The sequence below is a fragment of the Rufibacter roseolus genome, assembly GCF_017916365.1.
GTDB classification, from domain to species: domain Bacteria; phylum Bacteroidota; class Bacteroidia; order Cytophagales; family Hymenobacteraceae; genus Nibribacter; species Nibribacter roseolus.
In genome coordinates this window covers 683,391-696,503 of record NZ_JAFMSU010000001.1, presented here as the reverse complement: position 1 = coordinate 696,503, position 13,113 = coordinate 683,391, and the positions used below count along the sequence as shown (strand labels likewise).

Annotated in this window: 12 protein-coding genes; 6 read left to right on the top strand and 6 right to left on the bottom strand. The window is 52.4% G+C overall.

The window, feature by feature from the left end; genetic code table 11:
• Positions 1-72: 72 nt before the first annotated feature.
• The 3 genes from J3P35_RS02940 to J3P35_RS02930 form a co-directional block, all read right to left on the bottom strand.
• Positions 73-1,347, bottom strand: coding sequence for a Glu/Leu/Phe/Val family dehydrogenase (locus J3P35_RS02940; protein WP_210464048.1), 1,275 nt, complete (start codon positions 1,345-1,347; stop codon positions 73-75).
• Positions 1,348-1,467: 120 nt separating this feature from the next.
• Entirely contained in the window at positions 1,468-2,298 is an 831-nt protein-coding gene (locus J3P35_RS02935) for a phosphatidate cytidylyltransferase (RefSeq protein WP_210462877.1), read from the bottom strand.
• Positions 2,299-2,377: 79 nt separating this feature from the next.
• Positions 2,378-3,322, bottom strand: coding sequence for a CPBP family intramembrane glutamic endopeptidase (locus J3P35_RS02930; RefSeq protein WP_210462875.1), 945 nt, complete (start codon positions 3,320-3,322; stop codon positions 2,378-2,380).
• A gap of 56 nt (positions 3,323-3,378) precedes the next feature.
• On the opposite strand from J3P35_RS02930, the gene dusB reads away from it, so the two are divergent.
• Both dusB and J3P35_RS02920 read left to right on the top strand, forming a co-directional pair.
• Positions 3,379-4,377: a tRNA dihydrouridine synthase DusB gene (gene dusB, locus J3P35_RS02925; RefSeq protein WP_210462873.1), complete on the top strand. Its 999-nt coding sequence runs from the start codon at positions 3,379-3,381 to the stop codon at positions 4,375-4,377.
• Between the two features lie 326 nt (positions 4,378-4,703).
• A complete protein-coding gene (locus tag J3P35_RS02920) occupies positions 4,704-5,618 on the top strand; it encodes a DMT family transporter (protein WP_317195345.1) in 915 nt (304 codons plus the stop codon).
• Between the two features lie 15 nt (positions 5,619-5,633).
• On the opposite strand, the gene J3P35_RS02915 is transcribed toward J3P35_RS02920, so the two are convergent.
• Entirely contained in the window at positions 5,634-6,056 is a 423-nt protein-coding gene (locus tag J3P35_RS02915) for a hypothetical protein (RefSeq protein WP_210462871.1), read from the bottom strand.
• A gap of 148 nt (positions 6,057-6,204) precedes the next feature.
• A complete protein-coding gene (locus J3P35_RS02910; RefSeq protein WP_246849919.1) occupies positions 6,205-7,905 on the bottom strand; it encodes an amino acid permease in 1,701 nt (566 codons plus the stop codon).
• A gap of 137 nt (positions 7,906-8,042) precedes the next feature.
• Between J3P35_RS02910 and J3P35_RS02905 the strand changes: the two genes are divergently transcribed.
• The 3 genes from J3P35_RS02905 to J3P35_RS02895 are packed head-to-tail and all read left to right on the top strand — an operon-like array spanning position 8,043 to position 10,380.
• Positions 8,043-8,789 (top strand): carboxypeptidase-like regulatory domain-containing protein, encoded by a 747-nt coding sequence (locus J3P35_RS02905; protein WP_210462867.1) that lies wholly within the window; start codon positions 8,043-8,045, stop codon positions 8,787-8,789.
• Positions 8,790-8,831: 42 nt separating this feature from the next.
• The gene (locus tag J3P35_RS02900; RefSeq protein ID WP_210462865.1) at positions 8,832-9,587 is read left to right on the top strand and encodes a carboxypeptidase-like regulatory domain-containing protein; all 756 of its coding nucleotides are present in this window, start codon (positions 8,832-8,834) and stop codon (positions 9,585-9,587) included.
• Between the two features lie 49 nt (positions 9,588-9,636).
• A complete protein-coding gene (locus J3P35_RS02895) occupies positions 9,637-10,380 on the top strand; it encodes a hypothetical protein (RefSeq protein WP_210462862.1) in 744 nt (247 codons plus the stop codon).
• A gap of 42 nt (positions 10,381-10,422) precedes the next feature.
• Here J3P35_RS02895 and J3P35_RS02890 read toward each other — a convergent pair whose 3' ends face one another.
• Entirely contained in the window at positions 10,423-11,610 is a 1,188-nt protein-coding gene (locus tag J3P35_RS02890; RefSeq protein ID WP_210462860.1) for a sensor histidine kinase, read from the bottom strand.
• A gap of 181 nt (positions 11,611-11,791) precedes the next feature.
• On the opposite strand from J3P35_RS02890, the gene hemA reads away from it, so the two are divergent.
• On the top strand, positions 11,792-13,066 hold the full coding sequence (gene hemA / locus J3P35_RS02885; protein ID WP_210462857.1) for a glutamyl-tRNA reductase: 1,275 nt from the start codon (positions 11,792-11,794) through the stop codon (positions 13,064-13,066).
• Positions 13,067-13,113 lie beyond the last annotated feature (47 nt).

Genomic DNA, 13,113 nt, shown 5'->3' with positions numbered 1-13,113 from the left:
CGCCCCCTGTCTAGAAAAAAGACAGGAGGCGGCAAGATTATGTACTTCCAGACGTTGCCGGAAAGCTTCTACTTAGAAGCCTCCGCGGAATTTATACGTCTGCGCTACTTTGTCAATGGCCACAATATAGGCGGCAATCCGCATGGGTACCCCGTATTTCTGGGAGGTGGCGTACACCTTGTTGAAGGCCTCAGTCATGATCCGGTCAGAGCGCTCGGTCACCATGTCCAGGCTCCATTTGTAGCCCAAACGGTTCTGCACCCACTCAAAGTAAGACACCGTTACCCCACCAGAGTTGGCCAGGATATCCGGCACTACCATAATGCCTTTCTCGTTGATGATCTTATCGGCGTTGGCCGAGGTTGGTCCGTTGGCACCTTCCACAATCAGTTTGGCCTGGATCTGGTCAGCGTTACGGGCGGTGATCACATCTTCCACGGCAGCAGGCACCAAAAGATCCACGGCTGAGGTCAATAGTTCATCGTTGCTGATGGGTTCTGCTCCGGCGTAGCCTTCCAGACGGCCGTTGTGCGCGTTCTTGTAGGCAATGGCTTCCTCTATATTGATGCCGTTCTCGTTCCAGTAGGCACCGCTCACGTCGCTCACGCCCAGGATTTTCACGCCGCGCTCAGCCAGCAGCTTCGCAGCCCAGGAACCCACGTTCCCGAAGCCCTGCACCGCAGCGGTTGATTGCGTTGGGTCCATACCCAGCACTTCCATCGCGGCCATGGCAGATACCATCACCCCGCGTCCGGTTGCCTCTACCCGGCCCAAAGAACCGCCCAGTACCAACGGTTTACCCGTCACCACCGAGTTCACGGTCATGCCTTTGGTTTTGGAGTATTCGTCCATCAGCCAAGCCATCTCGCGCGGACCGGTACCCATGTCCGGGGCCGGAATATCTTGGTCCGGACCGAAGGTGTCAATCAAAGCTACGGTGTAGGCGCGGGTCAAACGCTCAATCTCACCAGCAGACATGGTGGTAGGGTCACACACGATCCCGCCTTTGGCCCCGCCGTACGGAATATCCACCACGGCGCATTTCCAGGTCATCCAGGCAGCCAGGGCCTTCACCTCATCCAGGAAAACACCTTTGTCATAGCGGATACCGCCTTTAGACGGACCTAATATATTGGAGTGCACCACCCTGAAACCCTCAAACACCCGCACGCTGCCATCGTCCATGGTCACGGGAAGGTTTACAATCACTTGCCGGGTGGGGGATTTCAGAACTTCATACGTCTCATCATCCAGACCCAACACTTCCGCCGCAATGTTGAAGCGGGACATCATAGACTCAAAGGGATTCTCTTTGTCTTTTATAGGAGCTGGTTCTTTATAAGCCATCTTGCTGTTGTATGCTGCCATAAATTATAAATTTTGCAATTCAGGGGAATTTATTGGCGGCAAAATTATCAATTTTATAACACTAAACTAAAATAAGCGCCTTTTATAAATAAGGAAATTTTACCGCACAAGCTCCAGGAAAGCCACCAGGAACGGAATTACCAGTATTAGGCTGTCAAACCGATCCAGAATGCCGCCGTGGCCAGGAATAAGGGTGCCGGAGTCTTTCACGTTCAGGCTTCTCTTCAGCATAGACTCCACCAGGTCACCCAGCGCCCCGAAGACAGACACCAGCACGGCCACGCCCAGCCAATGTTCTAGTTCCAGGTCCTGGTAGTAAAGCGACAATATCCATGCCACGCCAAGCGACAAAAGCACGCCGCCTACCCAGCCCTCCCAGGTTTTGCCGGGCGAAATACGCGGAAATAATTTATTTTTCCCAAGGGTTCTGCCCGCCGCGTAGGCCCCCGTGTCTGAGGCCCAGATGAGAAACATGACGCCCAGGATAATCTGCCAGCTGTATCTGTCTGGCAGGAAAGCAAGTACGTGCAAGAGCGTAAACGGAGCGGCAATGTAAAAAACCCCCACCAACGTGAGGGCCACATTGGTGAAAGGCTGCTCTTTTTTGCGGTACAGCTCGGCTACCAGCGCCAGCAGCATCACCGGGGGCAAAAGAAAAAGCCAATCGCTGGCCACATCACCACGCTCCACCAGAAAGCCCAGCACGTACAGCCCAAGACCCAGAATGGTCCCAATCACTCTGTTGGGCTGGAACCCCTTATCAGAAAGTAGGCGGTAAAACTCCAGCAGGCCCAGCACCGTGAGCGCCAGGAACAGCCCGAAGAACGTCCACTCATGAAAGTAAATGGCGCCAATAAAGACTGCCCCGCCAATCACGCCGGCCAGGAGGCGCAGCTGCAGATTGTTCAATTGTTTTTTCTCTGTTTCCATTTAAAAGGATTGGTAATACGGCATAAGGCAGCAAAAGGCTGGCCTGGGGCTGTTTTAAGGCTGATTTCAGGAAAAGGGCTTAGAAATGAGGCTCCTCCTCTAGGGGTGCCGGCAAGCGCCGGAAAGAGGTGTACAAACCGTACAATAGAATGGCGGTGAGCCCCAGAGAAATCAAGGACAATGGCCAGGAATTAGGCTCCGTTGACTCCACGTTCATGGTTACGGCCTGCCGCTGGGCCAGAAACATCATGAGCACCATAAAGCCATTGTTCATAAAGTGCCCGATGATAGGCACCCAGATATTCCCAGACCACCAGTACAGATACCCGAAGATCAGCCCCAGCATAATACGCGGCACCACGCCGTAGAACTGCAGGTGAATGATCCCGAAGACAATGGCAGACACCCAGATGGCCAGGTGCGGGTTACGCCACCAGCGCTGCAATTCCTGCTGCACAATGCCCCTGAAGGCCAGTTCCTCTCCAATGGCGGGCAGCACTGCAAACACCACCATGCCCAAAATCAGCTGCGGAATGGTGTTGATCTTGGTCAGTTCCAGGGTCAGTTCCCGCAGTGCATCTTCCTTGGCTTTGGCCCAGCGCTCAAAGCCCTCCAGAAAAGCCGGGAAATCTACGGTTGCGTTCCAGTGCACCACCCAGGAGGAAGCCGGCAGAATCACCAGCAGCAGCACGGCGCTGCCCAAAAGCAGGTAAAACGGCACCACCGCCCTAGGCGAAAGGAAAGCGCCGGGCCTATGGGCGTTCACCCGCAGGAAAGCGAGCGAGGCCACTGTGAATCCCACAAAGTGCACCATGCCCTGGAACAGCACCAACGCGCTGCGGCTCTCCGGGTAGGCAGAAGGCTTACCCAGCATCTCGGCGGTCTGCACCACCCCGTAGCCCCAGATCATTTTCACCAGCACCACCGCCAGGAAATTCCCGATGAACAGCCCCGCCACCACGAACACGATAAACAACAAAAGTGACTTTAACGGATGCAGGGTAGGCGAGATGAAACCTTTCATATAGGCGGTGTGGTTTTAATGAGGTAAATTTACGCGAAATATTTAAACTCATTCACGTGGTAAAAATCGGTCAGATAGAACTACCGGACTTCCCGCTGCTGCTGGCGCCTATGGAAGACGTCAGCGATCCACCCTTCCGGGCAGTGTGCAAGGCCAATGGCGCCGACTTAATGTATACGGAGTTCATCTCCTCAGAGGGCCTTATCCGCGACGCGGCCAAGAGCCGCCAGAAACTGGACATCTTTGACTACGAGCAACCCATTGGAATCCAGATCTTCGGTTCCGATATTGATTCTATGCGCGAATCGGCGGTGATCTCTGCGCAGGTAGGCCCGGATTTAATTGATATCAACTACGGCTGTCCAGTGAAAAACGTGGCCTGCAAAGGCGCCGGCGCGGCCCTGCTGCGCGATATTCCCAAAATGGTGGCCATGACCTCAGCCATCGTGCAGGCAGTTGAGCCCTTCGGCTTGCCGGTGACGGTAAAGACCCGCCTGGGCTGGGACGATTCCACCAAGAACGTGGAGGAAGTAGCCGAGCGACTGCAGGACATCGGGATCAAAGCCCTGACCGTGCACGGCCGCACCCGCGTGCAGATGTACAAAGGCGAGGCCGACTGGACCCTCATCCGCAAGATCAAAGAAAACCCGCGCATCCAGATCCCCATCTTCGGGAACGGCGACATTGACACGCCAGAGAAAGCCGTGGAATACAAAAACACCTATGGCGTGGATGGCGTGATGATTGGCCGCGCCTCCATCGGGTACCCCTGGATTTTCAGGGAAATCAAGCATTTCCGGGAGACCGGCGAATTACTGGCCCCGCCTACCATCCAGGAGCGCATTGACATGTGCAAAATGCACTTTGACAAGAGCCTGGAGTGGAAAGGCCCGCGCCTGGGCATCTTTGAGATGCGCCGCCATTACGCCAACTACTTCAGAGGCTTGCCTAACGTGAAAGGCTACCGCACGCGCCTGGTGCAGACCGAAGACCCGCAGGAAATCTACGCCATCCTGGACGAGATTGCCAATTCCATGGAGTACGCTGAGGCGTAAAGCTTTTAGATTATAATAAGAAGCGTTTCAGGGCTGATTTACGAGAATCGGCGCTGAAACGCTTTTTGCTTTTAGCCTACTCACCACCCCGCCCTGCGGGCACCCCTCCTGAATCAGGAGGGGAGTTTCTGGCTGCCAGCGCTATACCGTCTACTCAGAAGACCTCGCAGCGTCCGGAGGTCCTGCGAGCGTCTGCGCCAATACCTTTTCAAGTCTGTTTTCCCAAAACCAGGGCTAAAACAGATGCAGTCCTTCTATCCTTCACTCAATCTCTCATTAGTTTAGAAGCATCCCTTATCTTTGCACTTCATTTTCAAGCTATTTCCGTGTCTACTGAAGTCTCTTCTCCCACCCTTGCCAAACCTGCCTCTTCTACCCCCGCGCTGGCGTGGATCATCCTGACCGGATTGGCTCTTATCTGGGGCACCTCGTTTATTTTGATCAAGAAAGGTTTGGAGGTTTTTTCCTCTGATGAATTGGGCGCCATCCGGATTACCATTGCGATGCTGGCCTTACTGCCTTTCGCGCTGAAGGGGTTGAAAGCACCTAAACCCGGCCAGTGGAAGTTCCTGCTGCTAAGCGGCCTCATAGGCAACCTGATTCCGGCTTTTCTTTTTGCCTATGCTGAGACGAAACTGGCCAGCGGCCTGGCGGGCGTGTTAAACTCTTTGACGGCGCTGTTCACGCTTATTATAGGAGCTATTTTCTTCCGGCAGAAGATCACGTTACTGCGGGTCCTGGGGATTCTGATCGGGATCATCGGGACGGCGGTGCTTATTTTCTCGGGCAGCGCCCAGGAGACCTCGTCCAATTCTTTCTATGGCTTGTATGTGGTGCTGGCCACGGTGCTGTACGGCGGGAGCCTGAACATTATCAAGCACTGCCTGGCGGGTATTAAGCCTTTGACCATGGCCAGCCTAGCTTTGCTTACGGTGGGGCCGCTGGCGTTTGCTTATCTCTGCACCACCCCGGCGCTGGAGAAACTCGCCACGCAGCCTCAAGCCTGGGAAGCTTTGGGCTATATCACGCTGCTGGCCGTATTCAGTACCGCTATTGGGTTGGTGTTCTACAACAAGCTCATCCACATGACCAACACGCTTTTCGCGAGCACCTCCACGTACCTCATGCCTATTGTGGCTTTGATCTGGGGCGTAGCCGATGGGGAGACCATTCACCTGATGCACTACGTTGGCATGGCCATTATTCTGGGCGGGGTATTGCTCGTGAACCGGGCTAAATAGAGGAAGGAGAGATAACTATCGATCGGCGCGGCTTTTCAGGAGCCAGGCTACGGCATCCTGCTCAGACAGGAAAATACCCATCTTGGTTAGGTCGCTGTACTGTTCCAGGAACTCAAGCCCAACCGTTTCTTTAATATAATTGAAGTGCGTGGGAGTAACCAGGTTAGCGCAGTAGCTTTGATGGTTACACTCTTCTTCCATGGAGGGAAAGAAATTCTGGAGCAACCAAGCCTCGTCATCGGCAGACACCTGACCCCGGCTTCGCAGGTCAAACATGTAATAGGCTGTTTTCACCTCTTTGACCATATCAAGCGCCTGCAGATACCCCTGCCGCAACTGCACAGAATCGGGGCTCCTATACCACCGCAGAAACAGGATATCCAAATCCCTGCGGTATGTCAGGTGCAGATTACTTTCAATGATCTCTCTCTCAACCACAGCCTCAGCTTTTCCTTTTAATATGCAGACACGCCTCTGCCTGCCTAAACTATAGGAAAGATACCACCTAATAGGGAGGAAAGAAAAAATTTTGTAACCTTTTAGCAACAATAGCGTAGTTGCCGCAGCACAAGAAAATTTTTACGCGCTACACTACTTGTCGGCGCACCGCCAGTTTACTGTGTTTGTAGCTGTACCCGAAGTAGATAGCCAAGCCAATCAGCAGCCAAACAGTGAAGAGCAACCAGTTGTTCACGCCCAATTGGGTCATGAGGTAGAGGTTGGTTAAAAGACCCAGCACCGGCAGCAAAGACAAGTTCCGTCTGAAAGAAACCCAGGCCATGAGCACGCAGGAAATCAGGAACACCAGCATAGGAATCTGGTGGCGGAACTCCTCATAGCCACCGCTCCAGGCCACCGCACGCCAGAACTCATCAATGGCTTGCCGATTATACATTAATACCAGCACCCCGATTAACCCCAGGATGAGCGGCACCAGGAATTTGCCGTTTAGGTAAGGCACTTTGAAACGGGCCTCGGAAGTACCATGGGGGTCAATCATGAGAATACCACCGCACACCAGGGCAAACGCGAAAAGTGTGCCTATGCTGGTCAGGTCAATCACCAGGTCCATGTTCAGGAGCAAGGCCGGCACGCCCACGAAGAGCCCGGTCACTATGGTGGAGAAAGACGGTGTCCTGAAACGCGGGTGAACTTTTGAGAACAAAGGAGGCAACAATCCGTCACGTGACATGGTCATCCAGATGCGCGGCTGCCCGATTTGGAACACCAACAGCACCGAGGCCATGGCGAAGATGGCGCTCACCGCCACCACACCAGCCAACCAGTCAACCCCTACTTTGGTGAACACATAGGCCAATGGATCGCCCACGGCCAGTTCTTTATAGGATACCATTCCCGTCAGCACCAGCGTGATGATCACGTACAGAATAGTACAGATGATAAGGGCGTAGATCATGGCGCGGGGCAAATCGCGCTGCGGATTCTTACATTCCTCGGCGGTGGTACTGATGGCGTCAAACCCGATATAGGCAAAAAACACCGCTGATACGCCTTTCAGCACGCCACCGATGCCATTAGGGGCGAACGGGCTCCAGTTCTCGGGGTTCACGTAGAAGATCCCCACGGCAATCACCACCAGCACAACGGCCATTTTCAGCAGCACCAGCAGGTTAGAAGCGTTTTTGGACTCTTTTATCCCGATGTATACCAAAGCAGTGATCACGGCATTGATCATGAAGGCTGGCAAGTCGATCACCAGTTTTCCGCCCAGGAAATTAGGGGCCGACAGCCAGGTATTATACGCCTCCAACTGCACCGGATCAGCCGCGGAGAGCGGTTGCCCGGCCTGCAGCAGCGCCACTACCTCGTAGTAGCCTTTGTGGGCACTCTGGGTTCCCATGGTGAGCCAGGCCGGAATATCCAGGCCAACCCCGCTCATGAGCCCGGTGAAATAATCGCTCCAGGAGATGGCCACCACAATGTTCCCCACCGTGTATTCCATGATCAGGGCCCAGCCGATGATCCAGGCCGCCAGCTCCCCGAAGGAAGTATAGGCATATGTATAAGCCGAGCCGCTCACCGGAATGGTGGCCGCAAACTGCGCATAGCACAACGCAGAGAACGCACACGCAATAGCCGTAAAGACAAACAGCAGAGACACCGCCGGACCGCCCTCGTAACTCGCATTCCCGATGGTACTGAAAATACCGGCCCCAATAATGGCGGCGATCCCCAGGGAAGTCAAGTCCCTTACAGTAAGGTTACGCTCCAGGCCCTCCTCCACAGCCCCCGGGTGGGCGGCTACATCGGCGGGCGGGGTATGCAAAACAGCGGTTAAACTCTTGCGGCGAAAAAGACTTTTTAAATTCACTTGGTCTGTTGGGTGTAAAAATTCAGGGGAAAAGTTAAGCAAAATATTCTGAAAGCGGCGAAACCACCCTATATTTAGACAAACCCTCCCCTATGCCCAACCGCCGCCTCACCGTCTCCGTGCCCCAGCCCTGCCACCAGGACTGGAACGCCATGTCACCTGAGCTTCAGGGCCGTTTTTGCCAAAGCTGCGCCAAAACAGTGGTGGACTTCACCAGGATGTCTGACGCCGAAGTAGTGGATTGGCTTTCAAAGCAAGAAGGTCGCACCTGCGGAAAGTTTAGGCATGATCAGCTAGGCAGGGAATTGCTGGCGACTTCCGCAAGCAGCAGACGGCGCTGGACCTGGCGAGCTGCGGTACTAGGTTTGTCGGCGTGGTTAAACACGAAGCCGGTGGAGGCACACCCCTCTCCTGTTTTCCCATTGTCTATCAGAGACGCAGCGCCTGAAGAAGAAATTTCTCAAAAAGCTTTGGCCGCTGATAGCTTAGTAGTACTTAAAGGAAGAATACTGGACGCGAAAGGTAATAACCCAATGCCAGGCACAACGGTACTACTCAAAGGCACTACCATGGCCACCCCCACAGATGTGAATGGGTATTTTTCCTTGGAACTTCCTACAGGAATACAAACTGAAGAACAAACGGTTATTATCTCTTTTATAGGTTATATACCCCAGGAGAGAAAGGTAGCGGAATTATTGAGAGCCTCAGAAGTAACCATTCTTCTCTCCGAAGACACAAGCACCATGGGAGAAACTGTTATAGTCGGTGGTGCCTTCTGGTATAAGTGGTATTCTCCACGTGGTCTTTACTACAGAGTCAAAAACCTGTTCCGATAACCTGTTTTGCCCCACTTTTCAGAAACGAGTTCAAAAGAAGCCATGCCTACTCGCCGCCTCACCGTCACCATACCGCAGCCTTGCCACGAGGATTGGGCATCTATGACGCCACTTAATCAAGGCCGTTTCTGCCAAAACTGCCAGAAAACGGTAGTAGATTTCACGATGATGTCTGATGTGGAGGTGGTAGATTGGTTAGGGAAAGAAAATACATGTGGCCGCTTTAGGTCAAACCAATTAGGAAGAGAGTTAACAGCTCTTCCCGTACCCTCAAGAAAGTGGGATTGGCGACCAGCCTTGCTGGGCCTATTTGCTTGGTTCAGTTCCAAGACGGCAGAAGCACAGACATCAAATGCATCAATTCCTGCACAGGACCGTGCGCAGGCCTTACCTTCTATAATCCGCGATTCCACCATAACCCCTTCTTCTGTTTACAGAGGCATAATTGTAGATTCTATCAGCCTGGAGCCCATACCTGGTGTCACCGTGCGAGTCGCGGGAACTTCTATAGCAAAACCTACCGGCGTTCACGGAGAATTTGAAATTGTGCTTCCGGAGGGGACAGGCACAGAAAACCTATCGCTCGTCGTCTCTTTTATTGGCTACATGACAGAAACTATTCCTCTGAAAGAATCAAATTCCCAAGCTTCCAATGAAATCAGATTGCGGCTAGATCGTGCCTCCTTGGTAGAAGTTGTAGTGGTGGCGGGGAATGTACAACTAGTGAGAAACCCACCGGTTCAGCAAAATAAGCCGCAGCTTAACTTCTTCCAGCGACTAAAAGAAAAGCTCTTTTAGTTTTTATTTCCGGCCTCTATTCCGGAAATCAGCCTCAAAACAGGAATTCATGTCCAGAGACAAAATCAGCGTCACCATTCCAGAACCTTGCCATGAAAGCTGGAATAAAATGACACCAAATGAGAAAGGCAGATTCTGTCAAAACTGCCAGAAAACGGTAGTGGATTTCACAATGATGTCTGATGCAGAGGTAATAGCTTGGCTGACAAAACAATCTGGAAATGGCTGCGGGAGATTCCGCGATGATCAACTCAACCGGGAATATAAACCTAAGTCTAGTTCCAAAAAGAAATGGACTTTACCTGCTTTGGTCTTGGGTTTAGCAACATGGCTAACCGCTCGCCCAACTGCCGCCCAGCATATTCAACAGCGCAGCTCAGAAATAGAACTCTTACCAGCACCCAGCCTTCTGCTTTCTCCCACTGTATCTGCGCAGGACAACAACTCAATCGTCGGAAATATACTAGCAGGCACATCAGCCATAATCATCAGGCTGAATGACTCCGTAGAAACCAAGGCAGATGCTCTGGGCAATTTCCGCCTGCCGTTTTCTAAAATAATATCGCTGGAGAAACAATGGTTAGTGATTTCGGCTATTGGCTACCAAACTCAACGGTTCCGCCTTTCAGAATTGGAAAATCTTCAAGCAGTTAGGATTGCGCTGCTACAAGGCAAACCAACCCATAATTCATTTCAGGGAGTATTGGGAGGTATTTCAGTGAGCGGGCTTCCAGTAAAAGACACTAGCTTTCCTAAAAACGTGTTCTACCGAATAGAAGACTTTTTCCGCTAATCCGTTTCTCCCTTTCTTTCCAGAAAACACCTCCAAAACACCTTACCTATTCAACACCACCCTAAACGTAGTGCCCTTTCCCACCTCAGAGGATTTCACAAACAGGCGACCTTGGTGGTAATTCTCAATAATACGTTTGGCCAACGCCAGACCTAAGCCCCAGCCGCGTTTCTTAGTGGTATAACCGGGCACGAACACTTCTTCCTGCTTCGTCTTAGGGATGCCTTTGCCGGTATCCTGGATGTCCAGCGCGATGGCGTCTTTTGCGTTGGCTTTCACCAGGCGCAGCGTGATACTGCCTTTGCCCTCCATGGCGTCCACGGCGTTCTTGCAGATATTCTCTATCACCCACTCAAAAAGCGGGATGTTCACTTTGGCCGTGGTCTCCGGTGGGAACTCAGACTCTATGGAGAAAGCCACCTTGTTGGAGACCCTGTTGCGAAGGTACCCGATGGCGTTTTCCAGTACCCGTTGCAGTGGCTCATCCTTGAGCACCGGCACCGACCCGATGTTGGAGAAACGCTCGGTGATGATCTCCAGCCGGCGCACGTCTTTACCTAGTTCTTCAATAATGGGCTCATTTTCAAACCGGGGACTGCCTTTAAGGTACTCGTACCAGGCCATCAAAGAAGAGAGCGGCGTGCCCAACTGGTGAGCGGTTTCCTTCGCCAGACCCACCCACACGCGGTTCTGCTCCGCTTTGCGGGAGTAACTGAAGGCGTAATAGGCAATCACAGAAAGGCACGCGATGACCGTGAGCTGCACATACGGGTAATAGCGTAACTGCGTGAGCAACTCAGAATCCTTGTAGAAAATATAGTTCTTGAACTCCTGCTGGTAAGACACCACAATGGGCTTGTGCTGGGCCTTCATCTTGGCTATTTCGCGCTGCAAAAGCCTTTTTTTGCGGTTTTCTGAAATTTTTTCGGGGATATCAAGGTTCTTATAGGCGATGACGTTCTCTTTCTCGTCGGTCTGGATAACGGGTACGGAGCGGTTTGCGTCAATGATCTCCTCCTGGATGAACACCAGGTTGTCTGAGTCAATCTCGGCGTTGATCATGTAGCGCAGACCTTTGGCGTACAAATCAATGAGTTGCTGTTCCCGCTCAGAAAGCTTGGCTACCAACAGGTTAGTGTAGATGACGGTGGCCGCGCCAATAATCAGTGCAATGGCAATGATGAGCAGCTTTAACCTGGATTTCCTGGAATAAATGGAGGTCGGGATCATGTACAAAGGCAACGCTAGAGGAAATACGCCCGTCTAGGGATTGGGTTCTCTCTTAACGAAGATAGTAGCCCGAGCGTCTGTTATCAGCAATTTGTAATGAGTATAAATAAAAGAAAGATACAAAAGTAATTCATTATTAAAAGTATGTGCTGTAATTTTGCATGCTATTTCAAACTGCCGTATGCTTCACAACTTTAGAGCCGTCAGTCTTTCTTATAAAAAAGCTCCCTTAGACATAAGAGAGCTTATCGCCTTGGATGAGGGGTCGTGCCGACAGTTCCTGCAAACGCTCAAAAATTTCATTCAGGCAACTGACATATTAGTTCTTTCCACGTGCAACCGCACCGAGGTTTATTACACCTCTGATGATGACTACAGCCACGAGATCGTGAAGCTGCTGGGCATCAGCAAAGGCATTTCCAATATTTCCCAGTACCTGGATTACTTCACCATCGTGAACGAGCATGCAGATGCCGTTCAGCACCTGTTCAACGTGGCCATGGGCCTGGACGCGCAGGTGGTGGGTGACATGCAGATCTCTAACCAGGTAAAACAAGCTTACCAGTGGAGTGTAGACAACGAGGCCGCCGGACCATTCCTGCACCGCCTGCTGCACACCATTTTCTTCACCAACAAGCGCGTAGTACAGGAGACCTCGTTTAGAGACGGCGCCGCCTCTACCTCTTACGCGGCCCTTGAGTTGGTAGAAAGCCTTACCGCCGATATCGCCAACCCTAAAGTGCTGGTGGTAGGCTTAGGCGAGATTGGCGCCGATGTGTGCCGCCACCTCTCTGATTCAGATTTCCAGAACGTGAAGATCTCTAACCGCACCAAAGCCAAGGCCGAGATCCTGGCCGAGGAGTGCGGCCTAGAAGTAGTTCCTTTTGAGAACCTGGTGGAAGCCATGAAAGAGGCCGATGTCATCATCTCCTCCGTAGCCCGCGATGAGCCTTTCTTCACCAAGGAAATGGTGAGCCGCCTGAACGTGCTTACGTACAAGTTCTTCATTGACCTGAGCGTGCCCCGCAGCGTTGAGCCGCAGATAGAGCAGATCCCAGGGGTGCTGGTGTACAACATTGACACCATCCAGAACAAAGCCTCTGAAGCCCTGCAACGCCGCCTGGATGCCGTGCCGCAGGTAAAGCAGATCATCAAGGAATCCATCGCCGGGTTTGAGGACTGGAGCAAGGAGATGAACGTGTCGCCTACCATCCAGAAGCTGAAGAACGCGCTGGAGACCATCCGCCAGGAAGAGATGGCGCGGTACATGAAGAAACTCTCTCCGCAGGAAGCCAAGCACATGGATGACGTAACCAAGTCCATGATGCAGAAGATCATCAAGCTGCCGGTACTGCAACTCAAAGCCGCCTGCAAACGCGGCGAGGCCGAAACCCTCATTGACGTGCTCACCGACCTCTTCGACCTGGAGAAACAATCCGCCGAGAGCCACTCTTAACTAGAATTTCATTATTGACCATACCAATCGGGACGTTCCTCCAAAGA

Bases quoted from the DNA above. Each gene is read 5' to 3' on its own strand.
- J3P35_RS02940 (WP_210464048.1), bottom strand. From the start codon at position 1,347: ATGGCTTATAAAGAACCAGCTCCTATAAAAGACAAAGAGAATCCCTTT.
- J3P35_RS02935 (WP_210462877.1), bottom strand. From the start codon at position 2,298: ATGGAAACAGAGAAAAAACAATTGAACAATCTGCAGCTGCGCCTCCTG.
- J3P35_RS02930 (WP_210462875.1), bottom strand. From the start codon at position 3,322: ATGAAAGGTTTCATCTCGCCTACCCTGCATCCGTTAAAGTCACTTTTG.
- J3P35_RS02905 (WP_210462867.1), top strand. From the start codon at position 8,043: ATGCCCAACCGCCGCCTCACCGTCTCCGTGCCCCAGCCCTGCCACCAG.
- J3P35_RS02900 (WP_210462865.1), top strand. From the start codon at position 8,832: ATGCCTACTCGCCGCCTCACCGTCACCATACCGCAGCCTTGCCACGAG.
- J3P35_RS02895 (WP_210462862.1), top strand. From the start codon at position 9,637: ATGTCCAGAGACAAAATCAGCGTCACCATTCCAGAACCTTGCCATGAA.
- J3P35_RS02890 (WP_210462860.1), bottom strand. From the start codon at position 11,610: ATGATCCCGACCTCCATTTATTCCAGGAAATCCAGGTTAAAGCTGCTC.
- hemA (WP_210462857.1), top strand. From the start codon at position 11,792: ATGCTTCACAACTTTAGAGCCGTCAGTCTTTCTTATAAAAAAGCTCCC.